A 22,729-nucleotide genomic window follows, 5' to 3' on the forward strand; every position below is an offset into this window, starting at 1 on the left:
ATCCACGGCGTCACCGAGGAGACCACCACCGGCGTACACCGGCTGGAGCAGATGCTCAAACGTGGTGAACTCAAGGTGCCGGCGATCAATGTCAACGACTCGGTCACCAAGTCGAAGAACGACAACAAGTATGGCTGCCGTCACAGCCTGACCGATGCAATCAAGCGTGGCGTCGATCACCTGCTGGCCGGCAAGCGGGCGCTGGTGATCGGCTATGGTGACGTCGGCAAGGGCTCCGCGGCCTCGCTGCGGCAGGAGGGAATGATCGTCCGCGTCGTCGAGATCGATCCGATCTGCGCGATGCAGGCCTGCATGGATGGTTTCGAGCTGGTCTCGCCCTATCGGAACGGGCTCAACACCGGGCGGCCGGAGGATCTGAACCACGCGCTGCTGGCCGAAACCGAGCTGCTGGTGACCGCCACCGGCAATGTCCGGGTCTGTGACCGGGCGATGCTGGCTGCGCTGAAGAGCGGAGCGGTGGTCTGCAACATCGGCCACTTCGACAACGAGATCGACACCCAATTCATGCGCGACAACTGGGAGTGGGTCGAGGTCAAGCCGCAGGTGCACCAGATCTACCGCGACCGCGCCAGCGATGACTTTCTGCTGCTGCTCTCCGAAGGGCGGCTGGTCAACCTCGGCAATGCCACCGGCCATCCGTCGCGAATCATGGATGGCTCCTTCGCCAACCAGGTGCTGGCGCAGATGCATCTGTATGGCCAGCGTTTTGCCGAGCAGAGCCCGGACCGTCAGCAGACGCTGCTGAAAATCGAGGTGCTGCCGAAGAAACTCGACGAAGAGGTGGCGGCAGCGATGGTGGCCGGCATTGGCGGTGTGCTGACCCGGCTGACCGCCGAGCAGGCCGACTACATCCAGGTGCCGGTGGACGGGCCCTACAAGCCCGAACAGTACAAATACTGAGCAGGGAACCTCAGCCATGGTCGTGACTTCGTCTGGGTTTCAGCTCAGCTTCGAATTCTTTCCGCCGAAGAGTGAGCAGGGGCTGGAGAAGTTGCGCAGCACCTGGACGCAGCTCGACCGCTTTGCGCCGGTCTTTTTCTCGGTCACCTATGGCGCCGGAGGTTCGACCCGCGATGGCACGCTGAACACCGTGCTGGCGATGCGGGCCGCCGGACTCGATGTCGCACCGCATCTTTCATTCGGTGGCGACAGCCGCGAGCAGATCGGTGAACTGCTCGACCGTTACCGGCAGGCAGGCATCGGGCGCATCGTCGCCCTGCGTGGCGACCTGCCTTCGGGGCTGGGCAGCCGGCGGCTTGCCTATGCCAGCGAACTGGTGGAGTTCATCCGCGGCCACAGTGGCGACCACTTCACCATCGAGGTGGCCGCCTATCCCGAGGTGCACCCCGAGTCGGCCAGTTATGCCAGTGAGCTGCACCATTTCGCCCACAAGGTGGCGGCCGGTGCCAACGCTGCGATCACCCAGTACTTCTACAACGTCGATGCCTACTGCCACTTTGTCGAGGCGTGCCGGCGCGCAGGGCTCGATCTGCCGATCGTGCCGGGCATCATGCCGATCACCAATTACGAGCGGCTGCTGCGCTTCTCCGACAGTTGTGGTGCCGAAGTGCCGCGCTGGATCAGGAAGAAGCTTGAAGGCCATCGTGACGACGAAGCAGCACTGTTGGCCTTTGGCGCCGACGTGGTGACCCGCCTGTGTGAACAGCTGCTGGCCGCCGGGGCACCGGGACTGCACTTCTACAGCCTCAATCAGGCCGAGCCGACCGCCACCCTCTGCCGCCGTCTTGGGCTGGCCGAACACGCCGCTCCGGCATGAATCATCCGTCCGAGGGCGACTGCCTGAACGCTGGTGACAACCGCCACTGGATGGCGCGCGACCTGCAGGTGGTGTGGCACCCCTGCACGCAGATGAAGGACCACGAATCGCAACCGCTGATCCCGATCAGACATGGCCAGGGGGTCTGGCTCGAGGATTTCGACGGCAAGCGCTATCTCGATGCCGTCAGCTCCTGGTGGGTCAACCTGTTCGGCCATGGCCATCCCCACATCAACGGCGCCCTCCGCGATCAGCTGGAGCGGATTCAGCATGTGATGCTGGCCGGCTTCACCCATCCACCGGTGGTGGAACTTTCAGAGCAGCTGGTGCGGGTCACGCCACCCGGGCTCGACCGCTGCTTCTATGCCGACAATGGCTCCTCGGCGGTCGAGATCGCGCTGAAGATGAGCTTTCACTACTGGCGCAACGTCGGGCACAGCCGCAAACAGCGCTTCGTCACCCTCGGTAACAGCTACCATGGCGAGACCCTCGGCGCGCTGGCGGTGGGCGATGTCGCGCTCTACAAGGAGACCTACGCACCGCTGCTGCTCGAAGCGATCACCGTGCCGAGCCCCGACTGCTTCAACCGCGAGCCGGGTGAGTCGTGGGAAGCCTACAGCCGCCGCAGCTTCGCGGCGATGGAGACCACCCTGGCGCGTCACGCCGATGAGGTGTGCGCGGTAATCGTCGAACCCTTGATCCAGTGCGCCGGCAACATGCGCATGTACCACCCGGTCTACCTGAGCCTGCTGCGCGAAGCCTGTGATCGCCATGGTGTCCATCTGATCGCCGATGAGATCGCGGTCGGCTTCGGCCGCACCGGCACGCTGTTCGCCTGTGAGCAGGCCGGCATCACCCCCGATTACCTCTGTCTCTCCAAAGGGTTGACCGGCGGCTACCTGCCGCTGTCGGTGGTGCTGACGCGCGAGTCGATCTACCGCGCCTTTTATGACGACTACAACACGCTGAAGGCGTTTCTGCATTCGCACAGCTTCACCGGCAATCCGCTCGCCTGCCGTGCCGCGCTGGCGACCCTCGAGCTCTTCGCCATCGAGCCGGTGCTGGAGCGCAACCGCACGCTGGCGGCGGCGATGGCGCGCAGTACGGCCCATCTGCTCGATCACCCGCATGTGGCCGAAGTGCGCCAGCATGGCATGGTGCTGGCGATCGAACTGATGCGTGACAAGGCGCGTCGTGAACCCTATCCATGGCAGGAGCGTCGCGGCATCCGCGTCTACCGCCATGCGCTCGAGCAGGGCGTTCTGCTGCGTCCGCTCGGCAATGTGATCTACTTCATGCCGCCCTATGTGATCAGTGAAGAGGAGATCGAGCTGCTGGCCACCGTGGCCACTTCAGGCATCGAGCTGGCGGTCCGCGACTGACCCGCGATGGCCACTGCGCGCATCCATGTCGATCTGCCGCTCGTCGTCGGCGCAACCCTGACCCTGCCCGAAGCTGCCTCGCACCACCTGTTGCGGGTGCTGCGCCTCGAACGCGGCGCCGCGCTGACCCTGTTCAATGGCGAAGGGGGTGAGTTCGCGGCCCGTCTGTTGGGCGTCAACGGGCGATTGGCGCAGGTCGAATTGGTTGCGCAGTGCGCCACCTCGACCGAATCGCCGCTGTTCAGCCACTATGGCCTGGCCATCAGCAAGGGCGAGCGGATGGAGATTGCGCTGCAGAAGCTGACGGAACTGGGGGTGTCGCGCATCACGCCGCTGCTGACTGCACGCTGCGAAGTGCGGCTCGGCGCGGAGCGCTGGGAGCGCAAGCGGCAGCACTGGCAGCAGGTGGTCATCAGCGCCTGCGAGCAGTCGGGCCGCACCCGCATTCCCGCCATCGCCCCGCCCTGTGCGCTCGAGACCTTTGCCGCTCAGGCCGAAGGTGACCTGAAGCTTTTCATGCACTGGCAGGGCAGGGCGCTGCCGAGCGGGCAGCAGCCCCGGCGGTTGGTGCTGGTCAGTGGGCCGGAAGGGGGGTTGACCGAAGCCGAGGCCGACTGCCTCGAACGGGCCGGGTTTTTGCGGGTAACGGTCGGACCGCGCATCCTGCGCACCGAGACCGCGCCACTGACGCTGCTGAGCCTCGGTCAGTGGTTGTGGGGTGATCTCGATGGCGGAGCGGTTTCACCGACGGAGTGATGGCACGCCAGTGCCGCCCTGTGCTCCTGGGGTGACCCGTTTCAGCATCTAGCGGTTGCTGTTCCAGCCACGAGCATTGAGTCGCTGGCTCTTCTTCAGAAAGTAGACCAGCACATAAAGAACGAACAGCAGCGCCATCGTGCCCCAGATCCAGCCGGTCGAACCGGCCTCGGCGAGGTACTCGGCCGCCGACCTGCGTTCATAGAACAGCAGCAGCAGCACGGTGCTGAACCAGGTGAACCAGGTGTTGTAATCCTTGACCACGATCTGGGCCAGATTGAGCCTGCCGTTTGCGAGGGCCTCGGCCAGCTTGTCCGGATTCGGCAGCCAGCGGTTCACGTCGGCGCAGTAGGCACGGTAGGCATCGCCGAACTTGTCGAGCAGAAAATCCTCCTCGGCCGCGACGATGGCAATGTAACTGCTGATGCCGAAGAGGGTGGCCACCGCATAGACCACCCAGTTGTGCCAGATCAGCACCATGCCGGCCAGGATCAGCAGATTGCCGACATAGAGCGGATTGCGGCAATTGGCGAAAATGCCGCCGGTGACCAGATCCACGGCATAGACCTTGCCATCCTTGCCGCCACGGCGGATGTATTCCAGACCGATCACCAGCGCGCGCATCGCCAGTCCGGCCAGCAGCACAGCGAAACCGACCAGGTCGAGCAGGCGGTCGGCCATCGCGCTGCCAAAGGCGGCGGTGGGTGGAAAGAACAGCGCCAGAGAGAGAAACAGCACCGGAAACAGCGCGTTGCGATATTTGAACAGAAAGCGGCCATAGGCGAGCAACATGGGAGGAGTCTCGACGGGATGGGCGGAAGAGGCGGCTACTTGACGGCGAGAATGCCGCAGAAGTTGTACCAGCGGAAGAAGACCTCGACATGGCGAAAGCCGGCCCATTTGAGCAGGTTGTAATTCTCTTCCCAGCGATAGGGGATCAGCACATTCTCGAGCGCTTCGCGCTTCTGCGAGATCTCCAGCTCAGAGTAGCCATGGCGGCGCTTGTAGTCATAGTAGTGCTGGATGAACAGCCGGTTGATCAGGCTGTCATCGACGGTCAGTTTTTCGATCAGAATCAGGGCGCCGTCGCGGCGCATTCCGTCATAAATGCCGCGCATCACCCGCTCGCGATAGAGTGGCCGCATGAACTGCAAGCAGAGCAGCATCGCCACCACCGAGGCATCCTCGACCACGGTGTCGTGGTGCAGGTCGGCGCAGACCAGATCGAATGGCCGTGTCACCCCATGCTGTTGCAGCTTGCTCCGTGCCTGGGCGAGCATCTCTGGTGAGTTGTCGACGCCGACGAAGCGCACGCTCGGGTCGATCACCGGATCGAGTTGCAGCATGGTGGTGGCGGTGGAGCAGCCGAGGTCGTAGAGGCTGCTGCCCGGCACGGCGAAATCGCGGGCGATCTCGCAGGTCATCCGCTGCATCTCGTCATAGAACGGCACCGAGCGGCTGACCATGTCATCGAACACCGCAACCACGGTCGAGTCGAAAGCGAAATCGGTGACGCGATCGAGCGGCTGGGCGAACACCTGGTCGCGCGGGGGGGCATTGGAGTCGGAAGTGGACACGGATTCGATCTCTTGATCTTGTGAAAGGTGGCAAAGTCTGTTGTTGTAATCGGGAGTTCGGCGCGTCAGGGCGATGCGGCCGGTACCATGGCAACGCGATCTTATTCAGTTTTCTGTGAATTCTACAGGAGTCAGCCTTTGTCTGTTCATGATTATGACCTGCTGGTGATCGGGGCGGGTTCCGGTGGCGTGCGTGCCGCACGCACTGCCGCTGAACTGGGCGCACGCACGGCAGTGGTCGAAGCCGGCCCGCTTGGCGGCACCTGCGTCAACGTCGGCTGCATCCCCAAAAAGCTGCTGGTCTACGCTGCCGAGTTCAGCCACACATGGGAAGAGGCCGCCGGCTATGGTTGGACGCTGCCCGAAGCGCCACGGTTCGACTGGCCGCAACTGATCCAGAACAAGAATCGTGAAATCACCCGGCTGAATGGCGTTTACCAGCGCCTGCTCGAAGGGGCCGGCGTGACGGTCATTGCCGGCACTGCCCGACTGACGGGTCCTAACGAGGTGAGGGTGGGCGAGCGCCGCTACAGCGCTGCGCACATCCTCATTGCCACCGGTGGAATGGCCGAACTGCCGGAGATTCCGGGCCGCGAACTGGCCATCACCTCTGACGAGGCTTTCTATCTCCCCCAACTGCCCGACAGCGTGGCGGTGGTGGGCGGCGGCTATATCGCCGTCGAATTTGCCGGCATCTTCAACGGCCTGGGCGCCAGAACCCATCTGATTCACCGCAGCGGCCAACTGCTGCGCAATTTCGACCACGATCTGGGGGCTGCCCTGTGTGAGGAGATGGCGCACGACGGCATCGAACTGCATCTGCACCAACAGATCGAGCGCATCGATGCGGGGGTGGCTGGCCGCAAACGACTGCTGCTGCAGGATGGAGAGGTGATCGAGGTCGATCAGGTGCTCTTTGCCACTGGGCGGCGACCCAACAGCGCTGGCCTGGGGCTGGAGGAGTTGGGCGTGGAGTGCACCGCCAACGGCGCGATTCAGGTCGATGCGCACTATCGGACCCGGGTGCCGTCGATCCTTGCCATTGGCGATGTGCTGGGCGGTTGGCAACTGACGCCGGTGGCACTGGCCGAGGCGATGGCGGTGGCGCGCACCATCGTGCTGAACCAGCCGAGCCGTGCCGATTATGACGCCATTCCGACCGCCATCTTCTCGCAGCCGCAGATCGCCACCGTCGGACTGAGCGAGCAGGAGGCACGCCGCCGTGGACCGATCCGTCTGTTCCGCAGCCGCTTCACCCCGCTCCGGCACACCCTCAGCGGCCGTAAGAGTCGCACATTGGTCAAGCTGGTGGTCGATGCGCAGAGTGACCGCGTTCTGGGTGCGCACATGGTCGGCGAGGGGGCGGCCGAGATCCTTCAGGGCTTCGCGGTGGCGGTCAAGGCCGGGCTCACCAAACGGCAGTTCGACGCCACCCTCGGCATCCATCCCTCGGCCGCCGAGGAGTTCGTCACGCTGCGCCAGGAGGTCGAAGCGTGATACCGTGCGGCCGTTGTTTCACTCTCTGGCGAAGGACATGGCGATGAACACACTGTGCGATCTGCAACTGGATGGCCCCATCGCCACCCTCAGCCTCAACCGGCCCGAGACCCACAACCGGCTGCCGGCCGCCGAGCTGCCGCACCTTCTTGAACTGCTCGATCGGGTCGAGGCCGATGCCCGCCTGCGGGTGCTGGTGCTGACCGCCGCCGGCAACAAGACCTTCTGTGCCGGTTTCGATATCAGCGACATCGGCAGCGAACCGCAGAGTGCTGTCACACTCGACGACGTGGTGAGCCGGTTGGCCGCGTTGTCGATTCCGACGGTTTGCGCGCTCAATGGCGCGGTCTATGGCGGTGGCGTCGACCTCAGTCTGGGCTGCGACTTTCGCATCGGCGTCGAGGGGATGCAGTTGCAGATTCCGGCGGCCCGGTTGGGGGTGCACTACTACCCCAACGGCATGCGGCGGTTGATCGAACTGCTGGGTCTCGGCATGGCGCGGCGGCTGTTGCTGCTGGCGCAGAGACTGACGGCCGAGGAGCTGCTGGCCTGCGGCTATCTCGATCAACTGGTGCCTCTGGCCGATCTGCCACTCACCACCGCGCAGATGGCACAGCGGTTGACCGAACATGCGCCGCTGGCGGTGAGGGGGATGAAATCCTGCCTCAACCAGCTCGCCCGCGGCCTGTTCGACGAAGCACGCGCCCGCCAGGGCATGGAAGCGGCGATGAACTCGCAGGATCTGCGCGAAGGCGCCCGCGCCTTTCAGGAGAAACGTTCACCGCGGTTCAAGGGGCGCTGAGGCGCGATCTTTCCGGAGACGCAGCAGTATCGCAACACCCTGTGCATCGACTGCGCCCGTCCATCGGCGGGCATGTCGAGGCCGCAGTGCTTGATTCAACCGTCCAGCAAACCCGGCATGGTTCAGGCTCGAATCATCTCCATCATCCCCCTCCAATCGCTCTGATTTCCCGTAAAACGGGAGCGGATTCGGATGATTCTCCGATCAGTTCTGCAGGGAAGGTACGTTTTCTGACAGGCCGACACGTCCGTTTCAGCGCGGCAGCGCCTGCCGCGATGGCCGGCAGTTCAGAGCCAGAGCAGCCAGAACGACAGGCCGACGCCGGCCGAGCCGATCAATGGCAGTGCCACCCGCCAGCCAGTTCGCTGGCCACCGATCAGGATCGCCAGCGCCGCTTTGGCCAGGTTGTTGCTGACCGCCACGGCAATGATGCCGGCCAGCGAGGTGGTCGGGCTCACTTCGGTCAGGCTGAGCCGGCTGAGCAGCATGGTGATGGCGTCGACATCGGCAATGCCGGAGATCAGCGCCACCGGCAGCAGCGCTTCGTCGCCAATCAATTGGCGCGCGGCGGCACAGAGGATGACCACCAAGGTCAGCAGCAGGCCGAAGCCGAAGGCCGCCTTCAGTTCGACCGGGTTGCTGAGCGGGGTCGGTTCGAAGGTGCCGACACGGTCGGCCCGCAACCAGCCATGGAGGGCCGGCAGCAGGATGACCGCCTCCATGGCCATGAACGGCAGCAGCAGTGGCGGAATCAGGGCGGCATTCAGCACCAGGATCATCAGCAGCATGCGCGGCAGCATGGCCGAACAGGAGAAGAGAATGCCGCTCCCCAGTAACCTGGCCTGTTCGGGCTGCTGGCGCGCCAGTCGCGAAAAGTGCAGCGTCAGTGCGGTGGATGAGGTCAGCCCGGCAAAGAGCGCGGTCAGCGCCAGTCCGCGGCGCTGGCCCAACAGCTTGACCATCACGTAGCCGTAGAAGGAGATGCCCGAGATCAGCACCACCATCCACCAGAGTTCATGGGGGTTGATCGCCTGCCAGGGACCGAGCTGTTCATTTGGCAGAAACGGCAGCACCACCACCGAGATCAGCAGCAGGCGCAGCAGCGCGGTCAGTTCGCGCTCCTCGAGCCGATTGAGCCAGCCATGCAGGGTCGACTTGAGGTCGAGCAGCAGCGTGGCCACCACTGCGGCCGCGGCAGCCAGCGCGATGTCGAGGTAGGTGGCCAGTGCCCCCAGCGCGAAGGTGAGCAGCAGTGCAATCAGGGTGGTGATGCTGATGTTGGCGGCAGGGTCAGCCGAGGTGGTGCGGGCATAGACCACTGCCAGCAGCAGCGCCAGCGCCAGAAAGATCAGCCCGATCGGCAGCGGACCCTGGTCGAGCGAGAGCAGTCCGGCCACGCCGCCGAGCAGGCCGGTCAACCCGAAGGTGCGAAATCCGGCGATGCGCCGCCCTTCGCCCAGCTCCCGGCTCTTCCAGCCCCGTTCGAGGCCGACCAGCAGACCGATCGCCAGGGCGACGCCCAGCTGCAGCACTGCATCGAGCGCTGCAGTGTCAAACATCACAGCCCCCGGCCGGCGCGCGGCCGCCCTTTGCTGGCTCTGGTTTGAGCGATGGCGCTATGGCGTTCTCCTTCAGCGGAAACTCTGATTGAGCTGTTGCAGCGCCGCGTTGCCGGGGCAGAGTGCGGCATCGTCGAGCTGGTTGAAGGGGGTGTCGACATTGCCCATCTCTTCATGCAGATCCACTGCATCGGGATCGATGAAGAGCAGACCGGTCACCACCTCGCCGCGCTGCTGCCGCTCCTGGATGCAGTTGATGGCGGCCACCCGGTCACGCGGGTTGTAGTCATGGTCGCACTTGGCCAGTCGCAGCACGCTGCCATCGTGCAGCGTCACCGCTTCGACTGCGCCGGCCGGGTAGTCGACGGTGATCTCGTCACGCAGCGGAATGAAGTCGGGGCGGTTGACCACGGCATTGTGCTCACGCACGTAATCGAAGCTCTTGGTCGAGCCCTTGTGGTTGTTGAAGGTGACGCAGGGTGAGATGACATCGATGAAGGCCGCCCCTTGGTGGTGGATGGCCGCCTTGAGCAGCGGCACCAGTTGGCGCTTGTCGCCCGAGAAGCTGCGGGCGACGAAGGTGGCGCCCATCTGGATCGCCAGCGTGACCAGATCGATCGCTTCGTCGAAGTTCTTCACGCCCCGCTTGCTGACCGCGCCATAGTCGGCGGTGGCCGAAAATTGCCCCTTGGTCAGCCCGTAGACACCGTTGTTCTCGACGATGTAGGTCATGTTGATGCCACGGCGCATGCTGTGGGCGAACTGCCCAAGACCGATCGAGGCCGAGTCGCCATCGCCGGAGACGCCGATGTAGATCAGATCCTTGTTGGCCATGTAGGCGCCGGTCAGCACCGAGGGCATTCGGCCATGCACGCTGTTGAAGCCGTGCGACAGGCCGAGAAAATAGGTCGGGGTCTTCGATGAGCAGCCGATGCCGGAGAGCTTGGCGATGCGGTGGGCCGGCAGACTCATTTCGTAGCAGGCCTGTACGATGGCGGCGCTGATCGAATCATGGCCGCAGCCGGCGCAGAGGGTCGAGATCGCCCCCTCGTAGTCGCGGTGGGTGAGTCCGAGCTGGTTGCGTGGCAGATCGGGATGGTGCAGCTTCGGTTTGGCCAGATAGGTCATGTTCAGCTCCGTTTGCGCAGTGGGGTCACCTTGAGCAGATCGAGCCTGGCCTCGATCCCGGCGATGATCGCCCGGGCGGTGATCGGCGTGCCATCATAGTGGCACACTGGCAGCAGCCGCGCCGGATCGATCTCCTCTTCATTGATCAGCAGGGTGCGCAGCTGCGCGTCGCGGTTCTGTTCGACGACGAAGACCAGGCGGTGACGTTCGACGAATTCGCGCACCGACGCAGCAAACGGGAAGGCCCGAACCCGCAGCGTGTCGAGTTGGAGTCCCCGGGCCGCCAGCAGCTCGACGGCCTCATCCATGGCGGGCGCTGACGAGCCGTAGAAGATCACGCCATATTCCCGACCGGCGTCCAGCTCCAGCGGTGCCGGCACCCAGCTCTTGGCGGTTTCGAACTTGCGCAGCAGCCGCTCCATGTTGTCGACATAGACATCGCCCTCTTCGCTGTAACGGGCGAAGGGGTCGCGGGTGGTGCCGCGGGTGAAGTAGGCGCCACGGGCCGGATGGGTGCCGGGATAGGTGCGGTAGCAGACGCCGTCGCCGTCGACGTCGAGGTAGCGGCCGAAGGTCTTGCCTGCCTCCAGCGCAGCGAAATCCATCACCTTGCCGCGGTCGAACCTGCGGCTGTCATCCCAGCTCAGCGGTGCGCAGAGGCGGTCGTTCATGCCGATGTCGAGGTCCGACATCACGAAGACCGGTGTCTGGAAGCGGTCGGCCAGATCGAAGGCCAGCGCACCGAACTCGAAACATTCGCCTGGTCCATCGGGCAGCAGCAGGATGTGCTTGGTGTCGCCATGGCTGGCGTAGGCGCAGGCGAGAATGTCCGACTGCTGGGTGCGGGTCGGCATGCCAGTCGAGGGGCCGCCGCGCTGCACGTCGAACAGCACCGCCGGAATCTCGGCAAAATAGGCCAGCCCGAGGAATTCGGTCATCAACGAGATGCCAGGGCCCGAGGTGGCAGTGAAGGCGCGGGCGCCGTTCCAGCCGGCGCCGATGACGATGCCGATCGAGGCCAGCTCATCCTCGGCCTGAATCACCGCGTATTTGCGCTTGCCCTCGGCATCGACGCGCATCCGCTCGGCATGGTGCATGAATGCTTCCGCCACCGAGGAGGAAGGGGTGATCGGGTACCAGGCCGCCACCGTCGCACCGCCGTACAGTGCACCGAGCGCCGCCGCCGTGTTGCCATCGATAAAGATGCGCTCGCCGACCCCATCGGCCCGCTCGACCCTGAGTCCGATCGGACAGGCAAAGTGATCGAGCGCGTACTGCCGCCCCAGCCGCAAGGTCTTCTGGTTGGGGGCGATCAGCTTGGCCTTGCCCTTGAACTCCTCGGCGATCAGTTGATCGAGCACCTCGAGTTCGATGTCGAGCAGTGCCGACAGCACACCGACATAGAGCACGTTCTTCAGCAACTGGTGCTGGCGGGCATCGCCCGGCTCACGGTTGCAGATCTCCATCAGCGGCACGCCGAACACCGTGATGTCACTGCGGAACTTGCTGGCCGGCAGCGGCTTGGTCGAATCATAGAGCAGGTAGCCGCCCGGCTCGATCGAGGCGATGTCCTGATCCCAGGTCTGCGGATTCATCGCCACCATGAAGTCGACGCCGCCACGGCAGCCAAGATGGCCACGCTCGCTCACCCGCACCTCATACCAGGTCGGGAGTCCCTGGATGTTGGAGGGAAAGATGTTGCGCGGCGCGATCGGCACCCCCATGCGCAGAATCGACTTGGCAAACAGCAGGTTGGCACTGGCCGAGCCGGTGCCATTGACGTTGGCGAACTTGACGACGAAGTCGTTGATGCTTTTCAGTGGCTGCGACATGAGGCCCCCGCCTTGGGCAGATCGATGACGAATTTCTGCATGTCCCAGGCTGCGGTGGGGCAGCGCTCGGCACACAGACCGCAATGCAGACAGACGTTCTCATCCTTGATCATCACCTGACCGGTGTTGAGCGCCGTGGAGAGGTAGAGCGGCTGATCGAGCTGGTGCGCCGGCACCTTCAACTGCTCGCGCAACTGCGCCTCGCTGGCTTCACTCATCTGCGGCAGGAAGGTGATGCAGTCGACCGGACAGATGTCGACACAGGCATCACACTCGATGCACTGGCTGGCGGTGAAGACCGTCTGCATGTCACAGTTGAGGCAACGCTCTGCCTCCTTGTAGGCCAGATCCGGATCAAAGCCGCGCTCTACCTCCAGATTGAGGTTGAGCAGCGCGATGCGCTTCTCTTGAAGCGGTACCTTGCGCCGCTGATCGAGCGAGATTTCGTTGTCGTAGCTCCACTCGTGAATGCCGAGCTTCTGGCTGGCCAGCGCGATCTGGGCCGGTGGCCGCGCCGCAGGCGATTCGCCACGACAGAACAGATCGATCGACAGTGCCGCCTGATGGCCATGGGCCACTGCCTAGATGATGTTCTTTGGTCCAAAACCGGCATCGCCACCAAAGAAGACCTTGGGCAGTGTCGATTGCAGTGTGGTCTCGTCGAGTACCGGCAGCCCCCAGCGGTTGAACTCGATGCCGATGTCGCGCTCGATCCAGGGAAAGCTGTTCTCCTGCCCCACCGCAATCAGCACCTCATCGCAGGCCATCTCGACCAGCGGTTCACCGGTCGGCAGCAGCTTGCGCTGCCCCGCTTCGTCGTAAACCGGCTGTACCGGTTCGAACAGCATGCCGGTCAGTCGGCCGTTGTCATGCAAAAACGCCTTGGGCACCAGAAAGTTGTGGATCGGGATGTCTTCATGCATCGCATCCTCGATCTCCCAGGCCGAGGCTTTCATCTCGTCGAAGCCGCTGCGCACCACCACCCGGACATCCTCGCCGCCCAACCGCCGTGCGGTGCGACAGCAATCCATCGCGGTGTTGCCGCCACCCAGCACGATCACCCGCGCACCGATCTTCTGGGTGTGACCAAAGGAAACGCTGGAGAGCCAGTCGATGCCGAGGTGAATCGACGCGGCCGCCTGCTGGCGACCCGGCAGATCGAGGTCACGCCCGCGCGGAGCACCGGTGCCGATGAAGATGGCGTCGTAGCCCTTCGTCAACAGTTCGGCCAGGCTGCCGACCCAGTGGCCGAAGTGGGCCTTGACCCCCAGGTCGAGCACATAGCCGACCTCTTCGTCGATCACACTCTCGGGCAGGCGGAATGCCGGAATCTGGGTGCGGATCATGCCGCCCGCGCTTGGCGCGCCATCGAACAGATCGACCTGATAACCCAGCGGCAGCAGGTCGCGCGCCACGGTCAGCGAAGCCGGCCCGGCGCCGATCAGCGCGATGCGCTTGTCATTGCTGGCAAAGGGCGCTTGCGGCAACCGTGCGCGAATGTCGCTCTTGTAGTCGGCCGCCACCCGCTTCAGACGGCAGATGGCCACCGGCTCCTGTTCGACCCGGCCGCGCCGGCAGGCCGGTTCGCAGGGACGGTCGCAGGTTCGCCCGAGAATGCCGGGAAAGACATTGGAGTGCCAGTTGACCAGATAGGCATCGTCATAACGGCCAGCGGCAATCAGACGGATATATTCGGGAACCGGGGTGTGGGCCGGACAGGCCCATTGACAGTCGACCACCCGATGAAAGTAATCGGGATCAAGAATGTTGGTGGGTTCCAACGATGTCCTCCTGACTGACGTGACGTAAAGCGGTGCAAACCTGACTGACGACGCACTGCTGTTCCGCAAGCGAAGTCAGAACTCCCTATCGACCTCGAAAAAATCGCGCAATGATACCGTAACGTTTCATTCGAGGGTAAGCCGGTGGTCACATTTTGGTGCGGGTCCGGCCACCCGTGGCGCCAGCAATGATCAGCCATGCCGCAGCGGTGTGCCAACGGCGCTCGATCAGGGTTCGACCGGAACCAGTTCACCCTCGCACGGCACCACCACCGCTTCGAGGCGGTGGCCATCGCCGTTCTGCAGCAGGGCCTCAAGCCGCTCAGCGACGGCCTCGATCGAGGCGGTGGCAAGGGTGATGCGCTGGACAGAGGGCGGTGCCTGCCGTCGCTCGACCCGAAACAGAAAGCCCTGCTGCGCCAGCCGCAGTTGCGCCGCATTGGCGGCCTCCACGCTGGCGAAACCGCTGACGATCTGCTGCGCCACTCCCGCCTGGTCCTGGCCGACATGGTGCTCGAATCCGAGCGCGCTCAGACTGCGTTCGAGTCGGGCCTTGGTGGCACCAACCGGCAGCGGCAGTGTCAGCGCCCAGGAGACATCAAAGCTGAGTGTCGGCAGCGGCGCCAGCAGCACGAAATTCGCGCTGGCCAGCCGTCGCAGCACGCCATCACGCTGCGCTGCGTCAACGAAAGGAGAGAGTTGGTAACAGCGCAGCGGTTCGCGTTCCGTTGCGCCCTGCTCCGGGGTGACTGGTTGCAGGCGGGCGAGCGGAAGAGTGGGCATCGGTTCGGTTGGCGGTTCGGGTGTCCCGGCGGCGGCATCAAGCTCCGCGCGCAGCACCCACGACGGCAGTTCGTCCACTGCTGCTGGGGTCAGGAGCGCGACCCGCCCGTGCTGCCGCAGCAGATGGGGTTGCCCCTCCCACAACGCCAGCAGCAGATTCAGCAGCAACAACAGCAGGAACAGGTTTCTCATGGCGACATCCCGGTCTGAAAAGCGTCACGGAACGGCCCAGGCCAGGCCATCGAGCACCAGATCGGAGTGGTAGCTGCCGGGCAGCTTCAGGCTTCGCAGCAGCCGCTCGCCATCGCCACCGGTGAAGTAGAGCCGGTAATCCCTACCGAGATACTCCTCCAGATTGTCCAGCAGGCCATGCAGCATTCGCATCACACCATGCCCGATCGCCTGGTCGGTGACCCGCCCCGGCGAAATTTCGCCCAGCGGCAATTCATCGATCCTGATCAATCGGGTGCGGGAGCTGAGCACCTCACTGACCATGCGAAGACCCGGGACGATGTAACCACCCAGATGCTTGCCATCGGCCTGCAGCAGATCAAGGGTGATGGCGCTGCCACAGTCGACCACTGCGCAGGGGCGGTTCTGCCGGTCCGGTCGATGGTAAGCCGCCAGCAGGGCGAGCCAGCGGTCGACGCCCAGCCGCTGGGGAAACTGGTAGCCATTGCTGACCCCGGCACAGTGCGCCTGACTCTGGGCGAACTCGGGCACCAGGTTCCACCATTGCCGACAGAGCTGGGTCAGCGCCTCATTGATTTGCGCTCCGGCCACGCTGCCGGCGCGAATCCGGCTGATCGGCAACTGCTGTGCGGGCAGTGCCAGGGTGCCGATCACGCCCTCCGGACCGATGCGAAAGTCGCCGCTGGCCAGCTCGCCCGGTGGCGCGCCGAGCAGACGCCATTTGGCCCGGGAGTTGCCGAGATCGAATTCGAGCAACATCACTGCATCCTGAGCGAGACTTCGCCGCTGCGGATCACCTCGATGCCCGCCGCGGTGCGCAGCTGCAGGCCACCGCGCTGATCAACGCCACAGGCAATGCCCTCGATGGCACTGTGCAGCCCGCGAATCACCACCGCCTGGCCGGCACAGAGGTCACGCTGATTCCACGCCTCGGCAAAGGCGGCAAAACCCTGTCGATGAAACTGCGACAGCATCGCCACCAGCTGATTGAGCAGCAGCGCCGTCAGCCGGTTGCGCGACAGTGGTTCGGCGAGGTGGCGCTGCAGATCGCTCCAGCGTTGATCGATCGCCGCCTCGGCTGCCGCGGGCATGCGCACGTTGACCCCCACGCCGATCACCACCTGACAGTGGCTGTCCATGTCGCCGACGGTCTCGATCAGAATCCCCGCCACCTTGCCCTGGTCGATCAGCAGGTCATTGGGCCACTTCAGCAGCGCGCCCTCAATGCCAAGCTGCTCCAGCGTGCGGGCCAGCGCCACTCCGACCGCCAGACTCAGCCCTTCGAGCGTGCTGACGCCGGCGTTGAACGACCAGCCGAGCGACAGGTAGAGGTTTCCGCCAAAGGGGCTGAACCAGTTGCGGCCACGCCGCCCACGGCCGGCGGTTTGCCGTTCGGCCAGACAGACCAGACCATGGATGCTGGCGGTCTGGGCCGCCTCGACCAGCCGGCTGTTGGTCGAATCGGTCGACCAGTGCAGATCGAGTCTGAGTGGCTGGCGCAGCGCCTCCGGATCGAGCTGCGCGCGGATGGCTGCCGCATCGAGCAGATCGAGGCCACCGTCGATGCGATAGCCCTTGCCATGACGCCGCTCGATGGCAATGCCGGCGGACTCCTGCAAGCGCTGCAACCGCTTCCAGATCGCCGCGCGGCTGATGCCCAGCAGCCTGCCCAGGACCTCACCCGAGTGAAACTGGCCATCGGCCAGATGTGTCAACAGTTGCCGGTTCTGCAGTTCGGCATCACTCATGCTCTGTTCCTGAAGCTGAAACCCAAAAAGAACCCGGATGGTACGGCATCGCCAGTGGCCATGACAGGGCGGCCTTTTTATCGACAGTGAGCAGTGGAGCAGCGCTGCCATGGTGAAAATTCATGGCGCCGTCGAGGGGAAGTCACAATCCCGCTCTACCCATGCGTCCATGATCACCACCAATGAAACCGGTCCGGATGTCGGCCGCTGCCTGTTCACGCTATTCGAAAGCGGGCAAGCGGGCGTGCAGCGCATCGACATCTGGAACGGCAACGCCACCCAGACCCTCTGGTGCAGCCCGGTGGCCGATGGCCATGCCTCCTTCGATGCCTCCTGCTGGACGCCCTTCTCAGTCACCGCACCACTGTGCCATCAGGCGGCGCAGTGGCTCCAGCTCGAATGGCGGCTCTAGGCGGGCATTGATGCCGCTGGCTTGCCAGTCACTCTCCGGCCGGTCAGGACCGTCGATGACGACCAGCGGCGTGGGCAGTCGATTGGACTGCAACTCCCAGGCTCGAATTCTCTGGCCGAGATCAAGGGCATCGAGCAGTGGTGGCTCATGGTGGATCAGGATCAGGTCATAATGGGTCTGTTTGATCCGTTGCAGCAGGGAGCTGCGTTCGCTGACACCCTCGACGGAGACCTTCAGTTTGAGGAAGAGCTTGCGCAGATGGTCGAGCGTGGCCGGATCGCGTTCGAAGATCAGGACCCGGCTGTCGGCATCCGGGCTGTGTGAAGTCGACTCGATCGCTTTGCGCGGCAACAGATCGCCGAGCAGCCGTTGCAGTTGCGCGCCATGAATCGGCTTGGTCAGCACCTTGGCGATGCCTGCATGGCGCAACCGCTCCGAGGTGGGGGCGGCGCCGAAGCCGAGCAGCAGGATCATCACGGGAGAGGGCGACAGCCCTTCTTGGTTGATTTTGAGGGCCAGTTCCAGCCCTGACAACGGGCTGCTCTCCTGTTCGAGCAGCAGAAAGTCGAAACCCTTGCCGAGGTGACCCTGGTCGCGAATCAGGGCGATGGCCTGGTTGCTGTTGCTGGCCGCCAGGGCATCCATGCCCCAGCGTCGGCAACGGATCAGCAGGGTGTCGCGGATGGTTTCGTTGCCTTCGACGATCAGAATGCGCTGGCCGGACAGTCGGATACCGTCGGCTGCCGTCGATGACGAGACTGGCAGTAACTCGGGGCTTGGCAGGGTGAAGCTGATCGAGCTGCCGCGGCCGGCATGGCTGACGAAGCTCAGTTGGCCGCCCATGCCGGTCACCAACCATTTGACGATCGGCAAGCCCAATCCGCCCTGTTCGCGCGACTCCAGTTCGACCAGCATCCGATGCAGGGGCAGGTCGAGCAGCTGTTGAATCGGTTCGGGAATGCCAGGCCCCTGATCGCTGACGGTGAAGCGCAGACCGGGGCTTTCGCTCAGGGCCTCAACGCCGATCCGCACTTCACCGGCATGAATCGCTGCGATGGCATTGCTGACCAGCTCGACCAGTGCCTGTTTGATGCGGCGCGGATCGCCCTGGGCAGTCTCTGCCAGTCTGGGATCGAGGGCAACGGTCAAGGTGATCCGTTGCGGATCGGCAATCAGGCGGGCCTGCGCGACCACTTCATCGAGCAGTTGTTGCAGATCGAACTCATCGACATGAAGCTGCAGGGTGTCCGATTCCAGGCCGACGGTATTCTGAGCCCGGTCAACCAGATAGATGGCCTTTTCAGCCGCCTGGTGAATGGTGCGTGCCTGATTTTTTTCATCTTTGCCAAGATCGGCATCGATGAGCAGTTCGCTCATGCCATGGATGCCGCTCAGAGGATCACGCAACTCCTGGGTGATCTTGGCGATCAGCTTGCGGCGGGCACGAATTTCGACCTGCCGCCGCTCATCCTGGTGTCGTTCGGCCAGGTGCCACTGTTCCATCAGGCGGATTCGATGCAGCAGTGCCAGTGAGAGGATGATGCCCTCGATGGCTGCCACCCCCATCACTCCCTTGCCGGCGAGGATCTGGATGTCGGTGCCGCCAAGCGCATGCAGGATCATCATCAGCAGCACGGGCAGCAGCAACATGCGGCCACAGAAGTAGTAAAGGGCTGGGCGGTAGCCCTGTTGGGCACGGTAGAGGCTGAGCAGCAGCAGAAAGAGGGTGAAAAGTGCCGAACAGGCGAGCGCCAACTGGTACAGCAATACGATATTGGATAGAAAGAGTGCGCTCAGGGCAGCGAGAATGACAATCCACTCGCCGAGGCGATTCAACCGGCTCCAGCGCCCTTCATGCGCATCCTGCAACAGAAATACACGGGCAAAGCGCAGTGCAGTGTAGTTGGTCAGCAGTACGGCAAGGATCGCGCTTTTTCCCAGCCATTTTGCATCGATCGGCACCAGGTTGAAAAACTTGCCATCGATCAATGCCTGCAACAGGGTCATCGACAGCAGGAAGGCGCCATAGTAGAGGTTGGCGGGTTCCCGATTGGCGAAGAACATCAGGAGATTGAACAGAATGACCGCCGTCATCAGCCCAAAGAAAGTGCCGGACATCCACTGGAACCACTCGATCTTCTGCAGCAGTGCATTGGGGACCCAGATGGTGGGGTCGAGTGCAATCGGCAGCGGGTGGTGCAGGCGCAGGTAGTAGGTGGTGGATTGCGAGACAGGCTTGATCAGAAACACCTGTTTCAAGGCAGCGCGGCTGTCAGAGTCGTCAAATGTCGGATCAACCGATCGGGGGTTGATGATTTTTCCGCTGCCATCCACTGCGAACAGTGTTGCCTCGCTCAATGAGGCATGACCGAGATGGAGCAGGCGATTGGGTTGGTGCGGGTCACCCGGTGCGATCTCGAATTTGATCCAGGTGGTGGCGTCGGGTCGATTGAGCCACAGCCGTGAGCGCTTCAGCGGCATGAATTGGTGCTGGTAGGCAGGCGTGAGCAGTGTCCGGATATCGACCTGATTGCTCGGGTCAGTGTAGATCTGCAGGTGCGCGGTGATGTCCGTGCAGGAAGATGCCTCATCCAGCACCACGGGCTGCGCCGACAGAGGCATGGCGCTGCCCAGCAGCCAGAGCAGAGCTGCCATCAGCCAGCAGGGCCAGGTCGAGCGCTCCCGGCACATCAGAACGTGTTGACGTGGCTCCATGCCGGAAGGTTCCATCGTGGGCCCTGCTTCACTCAGATACGGGAAGGCGTTTGCGCAGCTCCGCCTTGTTGATCTTCTCCAGCGTCGAGCGCGGCAGTTCATCGACCACCATGACGTTGCGCGGCACCTTGAAATCGGCCAGCTGGGTGCGGCAATGGTCGATCAGCCTGGCCGCCAGATCGGCGGGCGCGTCGGGGTTGGCGATGACAAAGGCGGCCGGCACTTCGTCGAGCATCGGATGGCGCTGCGCCACCACTGCCACCTCATCAATCCAGCCGGTGCCGCGAATCACGCTTTCGATCTCCGAGGCGGCGACATTCTCGCCTCCCACCTTCAGCATGTCCTTGTCGCGGTCGGCGAAGAAGACATGGCCATCGGGCATCGGTCGCACCCGATCGCCGGTACGGAACCAGCCAGCTTCGTCGAAGCTGTCGCGGGTGGCCTCCGGGTTGTCGAGATACTCCAGAAACAGCGAGACACCACGAATGCCGCGAATCAGCAGATGCCCGGTTTCACCCGGATCGACCGGCACGCCATCGTCATCCAGCACGGCGATCTCATATTCGGGCGCGGGACGGCCACACGAAAGTGATGCATTGGGAAAGTGCAGATCGCCGACGATGCCGTGGGTGATGGTTTCGGTCATGCCCCACCAGCCAAGGCTGGTGACGCCGAAGTAGGCATCGGTCGGCGGCGCACAGATGCCGTTGCCCCAGACCCGATAGCTGTGCCGTGGCGGTCGCTCCTGCTGCAGCAGCGCCTTCAGGCAGAAGGGAATCATCGAGCTCCAGGTGCAGCCGTGGCGCAGCGAAACCTCCCAGAACCGGCTGGCCGAGAAGCGTGGCTGCAGCACCACGGTGCCACCGACCCAGAGTGAACCGAGCACCGAATAGGATTGGGCATTGGTGTGGAACAGCGGCAGATGGGTGAGGGTGACGTCGTTTGAAGTCAGCTCCAGGTGACGGGCATTGATCTGGGCGCCCCACAGGGCGTTGGCATGGGTCCAGACCACCGCCTTGGGGCGTGATGTGGTGCCGGAGGTGTATTGGATTCCGGCCGGCGCCAGGGCTGCCGAGGGGTAGGCGGGGGCCATGCTGTCGGCCAGCAGCGAGCCAAATGGAATTGCCTGATCGGGCAGGAATTCGCTGGAAAGTGGTGAAGCACCGGCATCATTGTCGGTGACCGCCAGCCAGCGAATGCCTTTGGCTTCGCGGGCAATCAGATCAGCATGAGCGGGTTGGGTAATGGCGCCCACCGCTTGCGAATGGGCGGCAAAATAGGCGACCTCGGGACCGACGCTGCGGGTGTTGGTGGTGACCCCGACCGCACCCAGTTCGGCGCAGGCATACCAGGCCAGCAGTGACTCGGGACAGTTGTCGAGGTGAATCAGCACCCGCTCGGTCGGTTTGACGCCGAGGGCGGCAAGGCCGGCGGCCAGACGGCGCACCTCGGCATGGAACTGGCGGTAACTCCAACTGCGGGTGGCGCCCGAGAAGGGTTCCCAGATCAGAAATGGATGATCGGGCCGGACGGCTGCCCAGTGAGCCAGCAGCCAGGGCACATTGCGCCCCTGATAGTGGCTGCTGGCGGGGGAGCGCACTGCGGAGTGAGTCATCGACATGGTCAGGCTCCTGCTGGCTGTTCTGGCTTCCTGCGGCATCGATGCAGAGCGCCCCGCTCTGTCGACACCCTCTTTATTATCTATTCTGGTTCCAGCTCTTTTCTGCGTGCTGCCGAAGCAGCTCGGCATGTTGCTCTGCTTCCAGCCGTGGTCCGAAGCGCGACACCACAGCCGCTGCCGCACGGTTGGCCAGTCGGCCGGCGGCGGTGAAGTCATACCCATGGTTCAGGGCATAGAGGAAGGCGCCCGCGAACATGTCTCCGGCGCCATTGGTGTCAATGGCATGGACTGGCACGGAATCCACCTCGATCAGGCCTGCGCCATCGTACAGCAGGGCACCTCGGGCGCCACAGGTGATGGCGAACTGTTTTGCCACCCTGCGCAGTTGCTCGGCGGCATCCATCAGCGATTCGGCGCCGGTGAACAGGCGTGCCTCATGCTCATTGCAAAAGAGCAGATCGACGCCGTTTCCCAGCATCGCTGAAATGCCCGGCTTGAAATGTTGCACCATGTTCGGATCGGAGAAGGTGAGGCTGGTCTTGATGCCATGCCGTTCGGCAAACTCCCGTGCCGCAATGGCTGCCGCACGGCTGCTGTCGGAAGTGACCAGATAGCCCTCGAGGTAGAGGAACTCCGACCGCTTCAGCGCATCAAAGTCGATGTCCTCGATGTCCAGGGTGGCCGAGATGCCAAGAAAACTGTGCATGGTCCGTTCGGCATCGGCCGACACCATTACCAGACAGCGACCAGTCACGCCGCCAGCCGGGCGCGCGCCATTGATGTTGCTGCTGACGCCAGCTTGGGTCAGGTCATGCAGATAGAAGTCACCCGGCTCGTCATCACCGAGTTTGCAGGCGTAGTAGCATTTGCCGCCGAAATGGCTGACGGCAATAATGGTGTTGGCGGCGGAGCCGCCGCTGGCACGTTTTTTGACGCCGTAGCGCTGTTTCAACTGTGTCAGCAACTGCTCCTGTTGCTCATGGGGAACCAGCGTCATCACGCCCTTGTCGATGCCCTGTTCGGTCAAAAAATGCTCTTCAACCTCAAACTCCTTGTCGACCAGGGCATTGCCGATGCCGTAGACATGGTAGCGTGTCATGGTTTTCCTGTACTTCGAATGAAAAATCTGGACCAGCTTGGCATTAT

18 protein-coding genes and 1 pseudogene are annotated in these 22,729 nt (G+C 63.5%); 7 read left to right on the forward strand and 12 right to left on the reverse strand.

Annotated features, from left to right (window positions below; translation table 11 throughout):
• From H7A13_09565 to H7A13_09580, 4 genes are all read left to right on the forward strand, one after another.
• Positions 1-921, forward strand: a 921-nt coding sequence (locus H7A13_09565; GenBank protein MCP5333583.1) for an adenosylhomocysteinase, incomplete at its 5' end; no start/stop codon positions are given.
• 16 nt (positions 922-937) lie between these two features.
• Positions 938-1,798: a methylenetetrahydrofolate reductase [NAD(P)H] gene (gene metF / locus H7A13_09570; protein ID MCP5333584.1), complete on the forward strand. Its 861-nt coding sequence runs from the start codon at positions 938-940 to the stop codon at positions 1,796-1,798.
• On the forward strand, positions 1,795-3,180 hold the full coding sequence (locus H7A13_09575) for an adenosylmethionine--8-amino-7-oxononanoate transaminase (protein MCP5333585.1): 1,386 nt from the start codon (positions 1,795-1,797) through the stop codon (positions 3,178-3,180). The genes metF and H7A13_09575 overlap by 4 nt, the downstream gene beginning before the upstream one ends.
• Positions 3,181-3,186: 6 nt before the next feature.
• Positions 3,187-3,936 (forward strand): 16S rRNA (uracil(1498)-N(3))-methyltransferase, encoded by a 750-nt coding sequence (locus H7A13_09580; GenBank protein ID MCP5333586.1) that lies wholly within the window; start codon positions 3,187-3,189, stop codon positions 3,934-3,936.
• Positions 3,937-3,984: 48 nt separating this feature from the next.
• On the opposite strand, the gene H7A13_09585 is transcribed toward H7A13_09580, so the two are convergent.
• The gene (locus tag H7A13_09585) at positions 3,985-4,728 is read right to left on the reverse strand and encodes a phospholipid methyltransferase (protein MCP5333587.1); all 744 of its coding nucleotides are present in this window, start codon (positions 4,726-4,728) and stop codon (positions 3,985-3,987) included.
• Positions 4,729-4,763: 35 nt separating this feature from the next.
• Positions 4,764-5,522, reverse strand: a complete 759-nt coding sequence (cmoA, locus tag H7A13_09590) for a carboxy-S-adenosyl-L-methionine synthase CmoA (protein MCP5333588.1) — start codon at positions 5,520-5,522, stop codon at positions 4,764-4,766.
• Positions 5,523-5,600: 78 nt separating this feature from the next.
• Between cmoA and gorA the strand changes: the two genes are divergently transcribed.
• The gene (gorA, locus tag H7A13_09595) at positions 5,601-7,010 is read left to right on the forward strand and encodes a glutathione-disulfide reductase (protein MCP5333589.1); all 1,410 of its coding nucleotides are present in this window, start codon (positions 5,601-5,603) and stop codon (positions 7,008-7,010) included.
• A 37-nt stretch (positions 7,011-7,047) separates the two neighbouring features.
• Positions 7,048-7,812, forward strand: coding sequence for an enoyl-CoA hydratase/isomerase family protein (locus H7A13_09600; protein ID MCP5333590.1), 765 nt, complete (start codon positions 7,048-7,050; stop codon positions 7,810-7,812).
• Positions 7,813-8,099: 287 nt separating this feature from the next.
• Here the strand turns inward: H7A13_09600 and H7A13_09605 are convergent, their stop codons facing one another.
• The 7 genes and pseudogenes from H7A13_09605 to birA all read right to left on the reverse strand — a co-directional run bounded on the left by H7A13_09605 (position 8,100) and on the right by birA (position 16,835).
• The gene (locus H7A13_09605; protein ID MCP5333591.1) at positions 8,100-9,371 is read right to left on the reverse strand and encodes a DUF4010 domain-containing protein; all 1,272 of its coding nucleotides are present in this window, start codon (positions 9,369-9,371) and stop codon (positions 8,100-8,102) included.
• 72 nt (positions 9,372-9,443) lie between these two features.
• Positions 9,444-10,499, reverse strand: coding sequence for a 2-oxoacid:ferredoxin oxidoreductase subunit beta (locus H7A13_09610; GenBank protein ID MCP5333592.1), 1,056 nt, complete (start codon positions 10,497-10,499; stop codon positions 9,444-9,446).
• Between the two features lie 2 nt (positions 10,500-10,501).
• Positions 10,502-12,331, reverse strand: coding sequence for a 2-oxoacid:acceptor oxidoreductase subunit alpha (locus H7A13_09615; protein MCP5333593.1), 1,830 nt, complete (start codon positions 12,329-12,331; stop codon positions 10,502-10,504).
• Positions 12,316-14,112 (reverse strand): annotated as a pseudogene (locus H7A13_09620) (FAD-dependent oxidoreductase). The gene H7A13_09615 and the pseudogene H7A13_09620 overlap by 16 nt, the downstream one beginning before the upstream one ends.
• Before the next feature lie 228 nt (positions 14,113-14,340).
• Positions 14,341-15,087, reverse strand: a complete 747-nt coding sequence (locus H7A13_09625; GenBank protein ID MCP5333594.1) for a hypothetical protein — start codon at positions 15,085-15,087, stop codon at positions 14,341-14,343.
• Positions 15,088-15,111: 24 nt separating this feature from the next.
• A complete protein-coding gene (locus tag H7A13_09630) occupies positions 15,112-15,846 on the reverse strand; it encodes a type III pantothenate kinase (GenBank protein MCP5333595.1) in 735 nt (244 codons plus the stop codon).
• The gene (gene birA / locus H7A13_09635; protein MCP5333596.1) at positions 15,846-16,835 is read right to left on the reverse strand and encodes a bifunctional biotin--[acetyl-CoA-carboxylase] ligase/biotin operon repressor BirA; all 990 of its coding nucleotides are present in this window, start codon (positions 16,833-16,835) and stop codon (positions 15,846-15,848) included. Before birA ends, H7A13_09630 begins: the two co-directional genes overlap by 1 nt.
• Before the next feature lie 169 nt (positions 16,836-17,004).
• Between birA and H7A13_09640 the strand changes: the two genes are divergently transcribed.
• The gene (locus H7A13_09640; GenBank protein MCP5333597.1) at positions 17,005-17,247 is read left to right on the forward strand and encodes a hypothetical protein; all 243 of its coding nucleotides are present in this window, start codon (positions 17,005-17,007) and stop codon (positions 17,245-17,247) included.
• Here the strand turns inward: H7A13_09640 and H7A13_09645 are convergent.
• From H7A13_09645 to H7A13_09655, 3 genes are all read right to left on the reverse strand, one after another.
• The gene (locus tag H7A13_09645; GenBank protein ID MCP5333598.1) at positions 17,185-19,962 is read right to left on the reverse strand and encodes a hypothetical protein; all 2,778 of its coding nucleotides are present in this window, start codon (positions 19,960-19,962) and stop codon (positions 17,185-17,187) included. The genes H7A13_09640 and H7A13_09645 overlap by 63 nt on opposite strands.
• A 28-nt stretch (positions 19,963-19,990) precedes the next feature.
• Positions 19,991-21,577: an AMP-binding protein gene (locus tag H7A13_09650; protein ID MCP5333599.1), complete on the reverse strand. Its 1,587-nt coding sequence runs from the start codon at positions 21,575-21,577 to the stop codon at positions 19,991-19,993.
• Between the two features lie 82 nt (positions 21,578-21,659).
• Complete coding sequence (locus H7A13_09655) at positions 21,660-22,682, reverse strand: adenosine kinase (GenBank protein ID MCP5333600.1); 1,023 nt, start codon at positions 22,680-22,682, stop codon at positions 21,660-21,662.
• Positions 22,683-22,729: the final 47 nt, after the last annotated feature.

This window comes from Pseudomonadales bacterium, assembly GCA_024234215.1.
GTDB lineage: Bacteria > Pseudomonadota > Gammaproteobacteria > Pseudomonadales > UBA5862 > JACKOQ01.

Excerpts from the sequence above, each read along its gene's own strand:
- metF (MCP5333584.1), top strand. The coding sequence starts at position 938 with ATGGTCGTGACTTCGTCTGGGTTTCAGCTCAGCTTCGAATTCTTTCCG.
- H7A13_09575 (MCP5333585.1), top strand. The coding sequence starts at position 1,795 with ATGAATCATCCGTCCGAGGGCGACTGCCTGAACGCTGGTGACAACCGC.
- H7A13_09580 (MCP5333586.1), top strand. The coding sequence starts at position 3,187 with ATGGCCACTGCGCGCATCCATGTCGATCTGCCGCTCGTCGTCGGCGCA.
- H7A13_09585 (MCP5333587.1), bottom strand. The coding sequence starts at position 4,728 with ATGTTGCTCGCCTATGGCCGCTTTCTGTTCAAATATCGCAACGCGCTG.
- gorA (MCP5333589.1), top strand. The coding sequence starts at position 5,601 with ATGGCAACGCGATCTTATTCAGTTTTCTGTGAATTCTACAGGAGTCAG.
- H7A13_09600 (MCP5333590.1), top strand. The coding sequence starts at position 7,048 with ATGGCGATGAACACACTGTGCGATCTGCAACTGGATGGCCCCATCGCC.
- H7A13_09605 (MCP5333591.1), bottom strand. The coding sequence starts at position 9,371 with ATGTTTGACACTGCAGCGCTCGATGCAGTGCTGCAGCTGGGCGTCGCC.
- H7A13_09610 (MCP5333592.1), bottom strand. The coding sequence starts at position 10,499 with ATGACCTATCTGGCCAAACCGAAGCTGCACCATCCCGATCTGCCACGC.
- H7A13_09615 (MCP5333593.1), bottom strand. The coding sequence starts at position 12,331 with ATGTCGCAGCCACTGAAAAGCATCAACGACTTCGTCGTCAAGTTCGCC.
- H7A13_09625 (MCP5333594.1), bottom strand. The coding sequence starts at position 15,087 with ATGAGAAACCTGTTCCTGCTGTTGTTGCTGCTGAATCTGCTGCTGGCG.
- H7A13_09630 (MCP5333595.1), bottom strand. The coding sequence starts at position 15,846 with ATGTTGCTCGAATTCGATCTCGGCAACTCCCGGGCCAAATGGCGTCTG.
- birA (MCP5333596.1), bottom strand. The coding sequence starts at position 16,835 with ATGAGTGATGCCGAACTGCAGAACCGGCAACTGTTGACACATCTGGCC.
- H7A13_09640 (MCP5333597.1), top strand. The coding sequence starts at position 17,005 with ATGATCACCACCAATGAAACCGGTCCGGATGTCGGCCGCTGCCTGTTC.
- H7A13_09645 (MCP5333598.1), bottom strand. The coding sequence starts at position 19,962 with ATGGAGCCACGTCAACACGTTCTGATGTGCCGGGAGCGCTCGACCTGG.
- H7A13_09650 (MCP5333599.1), bottom strand. The coding sequence starts at position 21,577 with ATGACTCACTCCGCAGTGCGCTCCCCCGCCAGCAGCCACTATCAGGGG.
- H7A13_09655 (MCP5333600.1), bottom strand. The coding sequence starts at position 22,682 with ATGACACGCTACCATGTCTACGGCATCGGCAATGCCCTGGTCGACAAG.